The organism is Mesorhizobium sp. CNPSo 4684 (genome assembly GCF_057784315.1).
Genome location: NZ_JBWLUX010000001.1, coordinates 26,861 through 38,768 on the forward strand (window position 1 = coordinate 26,861; position 11,908 = coordinate 38,768).

General features: G+C 66.4%; 6 protein-coding genes. All 6 read left to right on the forward strand.

What is annotated here, in order from left to right; all coding sequences use genetic code 11:
• Nucleotides 1-10 precede the first annotated feature (10 nt).
• Nucleotides 11-2,575, forward strand: coding sequence for a sensor histidine kinase (locus AC04SG_RS00155; RefSeq protein ID WP_488549427.1), 2,565 nt, complete (start codon nt 11-13; stop codon nt 2,573-2,575).
• Between the two features lie 8 nt (nt 2,576-2,583).
• On the forward strand, nt 2,584-4,095 hold the full coding sequence (gene tsaE / locus AC04SG_RS00160; RefSeq protein WP_488549428.1) for a tRNA (adenosine(37)-N6)-threonylcarbamoyltransferase complex ATPase subunit type 1 TsaE: 1,512 nt from the start codon (nt 2,584-2,586) through the stop codon (nt 4,093-4,095).
• 20 nt (nt 4,096-4,115) lie between these two features.
• Complete coding sequence (locus AC04SG_RS00165) at nt 4,116-4,820, forward strand: nucleotidyltransferase family protein (protein WP_488549637.1); 705 nt, start codon at nt 4,116-4,118, stop codon at nt 4,818-4,820.
• Nucleotides 4,817-7,954 carry a double-strand break repair protein AddB gene (addB, locus tag AC04SG_RS00170; RefSeq protein WP_488549429.1) on the forward strand — a complete coding sequence of 1,046 codons (3,138 nt, stop codon included), beginning with the start codon at nt 4,817-4,819 and terminating at the stop codon, nt 7,952-7,954. Before AC04SG_RS00165 ends, addB begins: the two co-directional genes overlap by 4 nt.
• On the forward strand, nt 7,951-11,469 hold the full coding sequence (addA, locus tag AC04SG_RS00175) for a double-strand break repair helicase AddA (protein WP_488549430.1): 3,519 nt from the start codon (nt 7,951-7,953) through the stop codon (nt 11,467-11,469). Before addB ends, addA begins: the two co-directional genes overlap by 4 nt.
• A gap of 73 nt (nt 11,470-11,542) precedes the next feature.
• Complete coding sequence (trxA, locus tag AC04SG_RS00180) at nt 11,543-11,866, forward strand: thioredoxin (protein ID WP_023672297.1); 324 nt, start codon at nt 11,543-11,545, stop codon at nt 11,864-11,866.
• Nucleotides 11,867-11,908 lie beyond the last annotated feature (42 nt).

Below are 11,908 nucleotides of genomic sequence, written 5' to 3' on the forward strand. Positions count from 1 at the left end.
GGACCAAGACATGCCGGGGGAAAACCCGCCTCGCGCGGGATGGGCCGTTTCCGGCGGCCATGACGATTCCGATATCACTGGCTCCGCCTCGACAGGCGGCGGCCTAAGGAAGCGCGTCGGCGCCCGCGTCGCGGGCTTTCTCGCCACATCCGCGCTTGCCGGTCCGCTTACTTTGTTTGCCGCGCATGCCGAGCCATCCATTGCGCAGAAGGCCGGGCTGTCGGTCAGCGCAGTCGAGGTCATCCAGCTCGCCATGTTCGTCGGCGTCATGGGCGCCGCTCTGGTCTCGGCCATCTTCCTGATCCGCGAAAGAGCCCGCACCTCGGCGCAGAATGTCGAGCTCAGGGCCCGCATCGCCGACGTCAACGCGGCGCTGCAGCGTTCGGAAGCGCTGCTCAATCTGCGCGACCAGCGCATCATCGTCTGGGCTTCGGAGAACAAGAAGCCCGAGCTGATCGGAACTTTGCCGCTCGAAAGCGGCGCGCCGGAAGACCGTGCGGCGTTCCTCGCCTTCGGCCGCTGGCTGATGCCGCGCTCGGCGGCAGCGCTCGAAAATGCCGTCGCGGGCCTGCGCGAGAAAGCCAAGCCGTTCGATCTGGTGATCGAATCACAGGCCGGGGCGCCGCTCGAAGTGCATGGCCGCAAGAGTGCCGCCCATGTGCTGGTGCGCTTCGTCTCGCTGTCGGAAACGCAGCGCAGCCAGGCCAGGCTGAAGATCGAGAATCAGCGGCTGGCCGCCGACTACGACACCATGATTGGCCTGCTTGACGCCTTGCCGATGCCGGCATGGCTGCGCGCCACCGATGGCCGGCTGAAATGGGTCAACCGCGCCTATGCCGGCGCGGTCGAGGCATCGAGCGCCGAAACGGCGGTGCGCGAAGCCAAGGAATTTCTCGGCGGCCAGGCGCGCGAACAGATCGCCGAACAACACAAGTCGCACCCGGTCTTCGAACAGACGCTGTCGACGGTGATCGAGGGCGACCGCCGCGTCTTCGCCGTGACCGACTACGCTGGCAGCGACGGCTCGGCAGGCCTTGCCTGCGACACCAGCGCCGCCGAAACCATACGCGGCGAATATGAGCGCACGGTGCGCAGCCATGCCGACACGCTCGACCAGCTCAACACGGCGGTGGCGATCTTCGATACCGACGAGAAGCTGCGCTTCTTCAACCAGGCATTCCAGAAACTGTGGGGGCTGGACTCTGGCTTCCTGCACAGCGCGCCGGACAATGCGCTTTTGCTCGACCGGCTGCGCAGCGAAGGCAAGATCGCCGAGCAGCCGGAATGGCGGCGCTGGAAGGAAGGCCTGCTTGGCGCCTACCGCGCCGTCGAATCGCAGGAGCACTGGTGGCATCTGCCCGACGGCAAGACCATCCGCGTGGTCGCCAACCCGCAGCCCAAGGGCGGCGTGACCTGGGTGTTCGAGAACCTGACCGAGAAGATGGACCTGGAAAGCCGTTATCAGACCGCCGTGCGGGTCCAAGGCGAGACGCTCGACAATCTGGCCGAGGGCGTCGCGGTGTTCGGCCCCGATGGGCGGCTGCGTTTGTCCAACCCGGCCTTTGTCGCGCTGTGGGGGCTGAGCCAGGATGTGGTCAAGCCCAACGTCCATGTCTCGGCGATCCGAGACCTCAGCGACCAGCGCGCCGTCGACAGCCCGTGGGGCGGGTTCGTCGCCGCCATCACCGGTTTCGACGACGAGCGCCGCGAGCGCCACGGCCAGACCGAGCTGAAGAACGGCACCGTGCTAAGCTACGCCGTCATCCCGCTGCCCAACGGGCAGGTGATGATGACCTTCGTCGACGTCACCGACAGCGTCAATGTCGAGCGCGCCCTGAAGGACAAGAACGAGGCGCTGCAGAAATCCGACCAGCTGAAGAACGAGTTCGTGCAGCACGTTTCTTATGAGCTGCGCTCGCCGCTGACCAACATTATCGGCTTCACCGAGTTGTTGTCGCTGCCAACGACCGGGCCGCTGAGTCCCAAGCAGCGCGAATATGTCGAGCATGTCAGCTCGTCGTCTTCGGTGCTGCTCACCATCGTCAACGACATACTCGACCTCGCCACCGTCGACGCCGGCATCATGCAGCTCGATATTTCGGAGGTGAGCGTCGATCGCACCATCCAGGCCGCCGCCGAACTGGTCGCCGACCGGCTGGAAGAGCATGCAATCAAGCTCAAAATAGACGCCGCGGCCGCGCCGAAGAGTTTCCACGGCGACGAGACCCGGGTCCGCCAGATCCTCTACAATCTGTTGAGCAACGCGGCCAATTACGCGCCGGAAGCGAGCACAATCACGCTGGCCTGCCGCCATTTGGAACAAGGCGTCGAATTCTCCGTCCACGATGACGGTCCCGGCATGCCGCCGGACCTGCTCGATTCGGTGTTCCGCCGCTTCGAGCCGCGTACCAATGGCGGACGCCGGCGCGGCGCCGGGCTCGGCCTGTCGATCGTCAAGAGCTTTGTCGAGCTGCATGGCGGCAGCGTGCGCATCGAGACCGGCAAGGATCAGGGCACCACCGTCATCTGCACCTTCCCCGATGCACCGTCGGGCGTCCGCGCCGCGGCCGAGTAGCGCGATCGATGACTGTTGCTGTGCTGGAGCGTTTTCTCGCCGACGAGCCTGCGACCGCAAGGCTCGGGGAAGACCTGGCCATGGCGCTGCGGCCGGGCGATGTGCTGGCGCTCAAGGGCGATCTCGGCGCCGGCAAGTCGACGCTGGCGCGTGCTCTGATCCGGGCGCTGGCCGACGATGCCGGCCTCGACGTGCCGAGCCCGACCTTCACTTTGGTGCAAAGCTACGACACGCGCATTCCCGTCCATCATTTCGATCTCTATCGGCTGTCCTCGCCCAGCGAGATGGACGAGCTGGGTTTCGACGAAGCGCTGCTGCAAGGCGCTGCCCTGGTTGAATGGCCGGAGCGGGCCGAGGCCGCCTTACCCAAGACCTCGATCTGGATCGAACTCATCCATCATGGCGAAGGCCGATTAGCGAACTTGTCGGGCGAAGGTGCAGCCTTCGAACGCATGGCGCGATCGCTGGCGATGCGCGACTTCCTCGAAACGGCCGGCTGGGGCGAGGCCGCGCGGCGCCATTTCGTCGGCGACGCCTCGGCGCGCTCTTACGAGATCGTCTCGCTCGCGGGCTTCGAGCCCCGCGTCCTGATGAACTCGCCGCGGCTGGTGCTCGGACCGCCGGTGCGCGACGGCAAACCCTACGCGGTGATCGCCCACACCGCGCAATCGGTGATGGCCTTTGTCGCCATCGACAAGGCACTGCTGGCGCAAGGTGTCAGCGTCCCCCAGATTCACGCCGAGGATCTCGAGCAGGGCTTTCTGCTGCTGGAGCATCTGGGCTCGGAAGGCTTTCTGGACGGCCAGGGCAAGCCGGTGGCGGAGCGCTATGCGGCGGCGGCCGAATTGCTGGCGATGATGCATGGCAAGGCGTGGCCGCAGCGCATGGAGGCCGCGCCGGGCATTTATCACGACGTGCCCCCCTTCGATCGCGATGCGATGCTGATCGAAGCCGACCTCTTGGTCGACTGGTATGTGCCGATGGTGACCGGCAGCGCGGCAAGCGAAGCCTTGCGCGCCGGCTATCACAAGGAATGGAACGCGGTTCTCGACCGGCTGAACACAGACGAGTACACATTGATGCTGCGCGACTTCCATTCGCCCAACATCATCTGGCGCGGTGACCGCACCGGCCACGACCGCCTCGGCATCGTCGACGTCCAGGATGCGCTGCTCGGCCCTGCCGCCTACGACGTCGCATCACTGGCCATGGATGCCCGCGTCACCGTCTCGCCCGACATCGAGCAACACACCGTCGATGCCTATGTCGCGGCGCGTCAAGCCGCCGGCGGCTTCGACGAGTTCGCTTTCCGCGAGGCCTATGCAATCATGGCGGCGCAGCGCAATTCGAAAATCCTCGGCATTTTCGTGCGGCTCGAAAAGCGCGACGGCAAGCCCTATTATCTGAAACACCTGCCACGCATCCGCGACTATCTCAGGCGGGCGCTGGCGCACCCGAGCCTGAAAGGGTTACACGACTTCTATGTCGCCCACGGGCTGCTGGAGGAACGATCGCCGTGACGGCAGGTCCCAAGATCGCAATGGTGCTGGCGGCTGGTCTCGGCAAGCGCATGCGGCCGATCACCGACACCATGCCGAAGCCGCTGGTGCGAATCGCCGGCAAGACCTTGCTCGACTGGGGGCTGGACAGTCTCGAAGCGGCCGGGGTCACCAAGGCCATCGTCAACGTGCACTATCTGCCGGACCAGATCGTCGCTCATGTCGCCCACAGGCACGTGCCGAAAATCGTCATTTCCGACGAGCGCGATGCGCTGCTGAATTCGGCCGGTGGCATCGTCAAGGCATTGCCGCTGCTGGGTGCCGAACCCTTCTACATCATCAATGCCGACACGTTCTGGATCGACAGCGGCCAGCCCAGCCTTGAGCGCCTTTCCCTTGCATGGGATGGCGCGAAAATGGATATTCTGCTGATGCTTACCGATCTCGACTCGGCGACCGGCCACAGTGTCGGCACGGATTTCCTGATGGCGCCGGATGGCGGCCTGCGGCGCTCGAAAGGCGAACCGGCAGGACTGATCTATGCCGGGGCGGCGATCGTCGATCCCGCCATATTTGAGGGTGCGCCGGCCGGGGCACATTCGCTCAACGCCTATTTCGACAAGGCGATTGCCGCTGGTCGCCTGTATGGAATGCAGATGCGCGGAAGCTGGATCACCGTCGGCACGCCCGATGCCATTCCGCAGGCGGAAGCGGCGGTCGCCGCGGCCCTCGCAGGAGCGGTATGAGCGGCGCGCGCCGCGTTCTCTCGATCCCGCCCGGAGCGCCATTCCTGCCGACTCTGGCCGAGGCCTTGCTGGCCGGACGGCTGGTGCCCGGCTTCCGCTTCGACGGCGATCCGCTGGCGCTGGCCGACGTCACCATCTATGTGCCGACACGGCGTGCAGCGCGCGCGCTGCGCGGTGCCTTTGTCGACGCGCTTTCCGGACCTGGCGTGAGCCGCCGTTCGGCGATCCTGCCGGTCATCCGCCCGCTCGGTGAGTTCGACGAAGACGAGACAGCCTTCGACGCCGGCGCGCCGGCCGAGCTTGAGATGGCGCCGCCGATTGCCGCCATCGAACGCCTGCTGCTTTTGGCGCCGCTGGTGCGCGCGTGGAAGCGCACCTTGCCGGCGCATGTCCTGGCCATGTTCGACGAAGAGATCGTCGTGCCGGCCTCCGCCGCCGATGCGATCTGGCTGGCGCGCGACCTTGCCCGGCTGATGGACGAGATCGAAACCGACGGCACGGACTGGACCAGGCTTGCCGACCTGGTGACCGGCAATCTTGCCGGCTGGTGGCTGGTGACGCTCGATTTCCTTCGCATCGTTACCGACGCCTGGCCGAAATTGCTGCAGGAGCGCGACCGCTCCAACCCGGCCGCGCACCGCAATGCACTGATCCGGCGCGAGGCGAAGAGGCTCGAACGCAACCCGCCCAAAGGCCCGGTGATTGCCGCCGGCTCCACCGGCTCGATCCCGGCCACGGCCGAACTGCTTGCCGCGGTCGCCAGCCTAGCCAACGGCGCCGTGGTGCTGCCCGGTCTCGATGGGATGCTGGACGAGCCGTCCTTTGCCGCGATTGCAGCACCCGGCGCTCGGCCTGCTTTGCTCGGTCATCCGCAATACGGCATGGCCAAGCTGATCGGCAAGATCGGCGTGCTGCGCGGCGATGTCGAGGAGGTCGTATCCGCCGAGCCGGCGCAGGCGCTTCGTGCCGCGCTGGTCGGCGAGGCGCTGCGGCCCGCAGAAACCACCGAATTGTGGGCCGAGACCCGCATTACCTTCAATGCCGGCGACATCGCCGAAGCCTTCGCCGATGTGACGCTGGTTGAAGCCGCCAGCGAACGCGACGAGGCGGTGGCAATCGCCATCGCGCTGAAGACAGCCGTCGAGCAGCCGGGACAGCGAGCGGCCCTTGTCACCGGCGACCGGGCGCTGGCGCGACGCGTCTCGGCCGAGCTTCTGCGCTTCGGCGTCATCGCCGACGATTCCGGCGGCACGCCGCTCGCCAACACGCCGGCCGCCAGCCTGCTGCGGCTGACGTTGCAAGCCGTGTACCGGCCCGGCGATCCCGTCGGCCTGCTGTCGCTGCTCAAGCATCCGCTGCTTGGGCTCGGCCTGGAGCGGGCCGTCGTGCGCCATGCCGCCGAGCTCATCGAACTGGTGGCGCTGCGCGGCGGCACCGGCCGTCCCGACATCGCCTCGCTGCCGGCGCTGTTCGAGGACCGCCTTGCCGGCCTGAGCAGCGACAGGCGCCAGGCCTTCTGGTTTTCGCGCCTGACCGTGCGCGGTGTCGAGGAGGCTCGCGATCTGTTGGGCCGGCTTGCGACGGCGCTGGCGCCGCTGACCACTTTTCGCGGCGAAGAGAATGCCGATCTCGTCGCGCTGACCAAGGCGAGCGTCGCCGCGCTGGAAAATCTCGGCCGCACGGCGGACGGCAGTCTCGCCGAACTTTATGCCGGCGATGCCGGCGAGAAGCTCGCCGACCTGCTGCGCGGCGTGGTCGCGGCCTCGGCCTCATTCGACTTCCCGGCCGACGAATGGCCCGATGTTATGGACGCGCTGATCGCGCCCGAGACGGTGAAGCCGGGACAAGGCACCGACCGCAACATCGCCATCTGGGGCGCACTGGAAGCGCGGCTGCAAAGCGTCGACACGCTGGTCATTGGCGGGTTGAACGAGGGCGTGTGGCCGCGCAAGCCGGAGAGCGACCGCTTCATGTCGCGGCTGATGAAGACCGGCATCGACCTCGAGCCACCGGAGCGGCGCATCGGCCTTGCCGCTCACGATTTCCAGATGGCGATGGGGGCAAAGAAGGTGGTGCTGACGCGCTCGGCCCGCGCAGGCGACGCACCTGCCGTGCCGTCGCGGTGGCTGCAGCGCATCCTCACCTTCATCGGCAACGACCCCGCGACCGCGCTGCGCCAGCGCGGCGATGAATTGCTGGCCTGGGCCCGCGCGCTGGACGCCGGCGAGCGGCAACATTTCGCGCCACGGCCGCAGCCGAAGCCGCCGCTGGCAATGCGGCCGCAGCACTTCTCGGTGACCGAGATCGAGACGCTGCGCCGCGATCCCTATGCGATCTATGCCCGACGCATTCTCGGCCTCCTGCCGCTCGAACCGGTGATCCGCGATCCAGGTGCGGCCGAGCGCGGCACGCTGTTTCACGACATACTGCACCTGTTCTCGACAGAGGTTGCCGACCCGCGCGCGCCGGAAGCCCTGGAGAGGCTTATCTCGGCGGGCCGCAGATGCTTTGCAGAAGTAGCCCTTCCCGCCGATGTCGAGGCCGTGTGGTGGCCGCGTTTCGAAAAACTCGCCGCCAACATCATCGAATGGGAGCGTGGCCGGGCTCCCGCCGTCGCGCGGCGGCATGCCGAGGAGCGGGCAGAAAAAACCGCTGTCGGCCGTACCGGGGTGACGCTGTCAGGCTATGCCGACCGTGTCGATTTGCTGGCCGGCGGCATGGCCGACATTTTGGACTACAAGACCGGCTCTTCGCCATCCAAGGCGCAAGCGCACACGCTGCTGGCGCCGCAGCTGGCGCTGGAAGGCGCCCTGCTCCGGCGCGGCGCCTTCAAGGGGCTTGGCGCGCGCGAACCCTCGCAACTTGCCTTCGTGCGGCTGAAGCCGAATGGCGAAGTGTTCGAGGAATCCATCCTCGACTACAACCGCCAGCCCAGGACCGCCGAAGACCTCGCCGAAGAAGCCTGGGCGCGGCTGGAAAAGCTGCTTGTCCATTATGCCGACCCAACGACCGGCTACCTGTCTCGGGCGCTGCCGTTTCGCGAGGGCGAGAGCGACGGCGACTACGACCATCTGGCGCGCGTGCTCGAATGGTCGGCCGGCGGCGACAGCGACGACGAGGCGGGGGAGGCATGAAGAAGGCCTATCCCATCCCAACCGAGACCGCCGCCAGTCAGGCGCGCGCCTCCGACCCGAAGAACTCGGCCTGGGTGTCGGCCAATGCCGGCTCCGGCAAAACGCATGTGCTGGCCCAGCGCGTCATCCGGCTGCTGCTCAACGGCACCGATCCGTCGAAGATCCTGTGCCTGACCTATACGCGGGCCGCCGCCGCCAACATGTCGAACCGGGTGTTCTTGACGCTCTCGGAATGGACGGCGCTTGGTGATGCCGAGCTTGCCGCCAAGATCACCGCGCTGGACGATCGCCGACCCGACCGCGACACCATGCGCCGGGCACGCCGGCTGTTTGCCGAGGCGCTGGAGACGCCGGGCGGGCTGAAAATCCAGACCATCCACGCCTTTTGCGAATCGGTGCTGCACCAGTTCCCGCTGGAGGCCAACATCCCGGCGCATTTCGAAATGCTCGATCCGCAGATGGAGACCTCGCTGTTCGCCGCCGCGCGCCGCGACATGATTTCCGGCACTTCTGCCGGCGACGCCGGACTGGCCGAGGCCTTCGCCACCGTGCTGGAACGCGGCGGCGAACACGGGCTCGACGCGCTGCTTTCCGAAATCGTGCGCAAGCGCGACGGCCTGCGCGGCTTCATCGACGCGGTCGGGCGCGACGGCGCCGGCTTTCAGGCTCTGTTCGAGGAATTCCATTTCCGTCCCGGACAGAGCGCCGAAGACATAGCGGCATCGGTGTGGCCGCTGCCGGGTTTCCTGCCTGATTTCTTTGCCGCGTTCGCCAGCGCAGCCGAAGCCGTCGATGCCCGCACTGTTCTCAACAACCTTCTGCCCTATGCCCGTCAGGCCTTCGTGGAGACCGATCCGATCCGCCGGTTGCAGATGCTGGGCAAAGCCTTCCTCAAGGCGGATGGCGACCCCTATGATCCCGCCAAGGCATTCAAGAAGGCGCTGCTTGACCGGCTGCCCGACCTACACCAGCGCTATCTCGTCGCCGTCAAGGCGATCACAGAGGTTTCCGACCGGCTGGCGCTGTTCAGGATGCTGGAAGGCACGGCTGCGGCGCTGACCATCGCCGACTGGCTGATCGTGCGTTACGAGCGCCTGAAGCGCGGCCGCAGCTTCCTCGACTTCAACGATCTCATCACCCGCACCGTCAATCTTCTGGCGCGGCCGGACGCTGGGCCGTGGGTGCAGTACAAGCTCGACCAGGGCATCGACCATATCCTGCTCGACGAGGCGCAGGACACCAGCCCCGACCAGTGGGAGGTGGTGAAGCGGCTGGCGGAAGAGTTTTTCGCCGGCCATGGCCAGCGCGGTACGGCCAATCGCACGGTGTTTGCCGTCGGTGACGAAAAGCAATCGATCTATTCGTTCCAGGGTGCGGCACCCGATTCCTTTGCCGACAGCCGGCTTTTGTTTGCCGGGCGCGTGCGCGATGCCGAGGCCTCGTTTGCCGACCTCAAGCTGACCTGGTCGTTCCGTTCGACCGACGATGTGCTGGCTGCCGTCGACCGCGTCTTTGCCGATCCGGTCGTGAGGCGCGGCATCAGCCACGACCCCGATCCGCTCGACCACAAGGCGATCCGCAACGATGCGCCGGGCTATGTCGAGGTCTGGCCGTCGCTTGGCGCCGATGCGGTCGAGGAACCCGACGACTGGACACTGCCGGTCAACCACGCCAGCGCACCGGCGGTGCGCGTTGCCGAACATGTGGCGGCGACGATCCAGGCCTGGCTCAAGGACCGCGAGATCATCGAGGGCAAGGGCCGCAGGCTGCGGGCCGGCGATATTCTGGTGCTGGTGCGCAAGCGCGACCGCTTCGTGCATGCGCTGTCACGGGCACTGAAGGACCGTGACATTCCTGTCGCCGGCGCCGACCGGCTGAGCCTGCCCGGCCATATTGCGGTGAAGGATCTGATCGCGCTCGGCCATTTCCTCATCCAGCCGCAGGATGACCTGTCGCTCGCCGCCGTGCTGCGCAGCCCGATCTTCGACGTGTCGGAGGAGACGCTATTTGCGCTTAGCGCGGGAAGGCCGGCCGCGACATCGCTGATAACGTCACTGCGACAGCATGCCGGCAACAGTGCCGCGCTGGCCGCTATCGTCACCCGGCTCGACGGCTGGGCCAATGAGGCGGCGTTCCGGCCGGTGTTCGAATTCTACGCCGGCGTGCTGGCGCGCGACAGCCTGCGCAAGAAGATGATTGCCCGGCTCGGCCCGGAGGCCGGCGACATCCTCGATGAATTCCTGAGCTTCTGCCTCGCCGAGGAACGCACCGGCTTGCCGGGACTGGAAGCCTTTCTGGCGACGCTGGAAAACACCGGCCCGGAGATCAAGCGCGAGATGGACCAAACGCGCGACGAGGTCCGCGTCATGACCGTGCACGCCGCCAAGGGGCTGGAGGCGCCTGTCGTCTTCCTCGTCGACGGCGGCTCGGCGCCGTTCAGCGACCAGCATTTGCCGCGGCTGATGCCGTTCGATGGTTCGGGCCGCAACTTTGACGGCAAGGGCTATCTCTGGCGCTCGGCTGCAGACGTCGCCAACGGTTTCTCCAAGACGGCTTCGGCGCGGGCGCGCGAGCTTGCCGACGACGAATACCGCCGCCTACTCTATGTCGGCATGACGCGCGCCGAGGACCGGCTGATTGTCTGCGGCTATCACGGCAAGCACTCACCCAGCACCGGCACCTGGCATTCGATCGTCAGCCGCGCGCTGACCGGCGCACCGGAAAGCACAGAGCGCCGCCACCCCGCCAGCGGCGAGCCGGTGCATCGCTTCGTCATGACCAAGCTGCCGCCTGTGGCACAAGCGGCGGCCGATGAAACGCGGCTGCCGCAACAGGTCCTGCCGCTGCCGGAAAGCCTCTACCGGGCCTTGCCGCCTTATGAGGAGCTACCGCGTCCGCTGTCGCCCTCCGGCGCCTCGGCGCTGATCGACGAGGGCAAGGAGGCTGTCGTCGACACGCGCTCGCCGGTGCTGGACAGCGAGGCGGAGCCCGGCTTTGCGGTGATGCGCGGGCTGACGATGCACAAGCTACTGCAGATGCTGCCCGGCTTCCCCGAGGGCGAACGACAAGGCGCGGCGGGGCAGTATCTAAGCCGTGCCGGCGCCGACTGGACTGAAGCCGAACGCAGCAAGGCGCTGATCTCGGTGATGGCGATCCTCGGGGATTCGCGTTTTGCCGAACTGTTCTCGCCCTCATCTCGCGCCGAAGTGGCCGTCATGGGCAGCCTCGAGGTCAAGGGCAGATTGCGTTCGATCTCCGGCAAGATCGACCGGCTGGCGGTGACGCCGGAGCGCGTTTCGATCGTCGATTACAAGACCAACCGGCCGGCGCCGGCCACACTCGCCCAGGTGCCACCGGCCTATATCCTGCAGCTGGCGCTCTACCGCGCGCTGCTCAAACCGCTTTATCCCGACCGCGCGGTGACCGCAGCACTGTTGTTTACCGAGGCGCCGAGGCTGATCGAACTGCCGGCCGAGGCAATGGACGACGCCCTTGCCCGACTCACGGGAGCGTGACACAAGTTCTGCTTGAAGAAGGGCTGCTCAACCACCACATTTGGTGCGAGATAAATTTCGAAAGGATTTTCGCATGGCCACCGTCAAGGTCGACAAGAGCAATTTCCAGGCCGATGTGCTCAACGCCTCGCAGCCCGTCGTGGTGGATTTCTGGGCGGAATGGTGCGGCCCGTGCAAGATGATCGGTCCGTCGCTGGAAGAAATCGCCAATGAGCTCGGCGACAAGATCAAGATCGCCAAGCTGAACATCGACGAGAATCCCGAGCTTGCCGCGCAATTCGGCGTGCGCTCGATCCCGACGCTGATGATCTTCAAGGGCGGCGAAGTGGCCGACATGAAGGTCGGTGCGGCGCCGAAGACCGCGCTGTCGCACTGGATCAACGGCAGCCTCGCCTGAGCTTTTTTAGGCAATCCCGGACAGAAAACCGCTTCACACTTT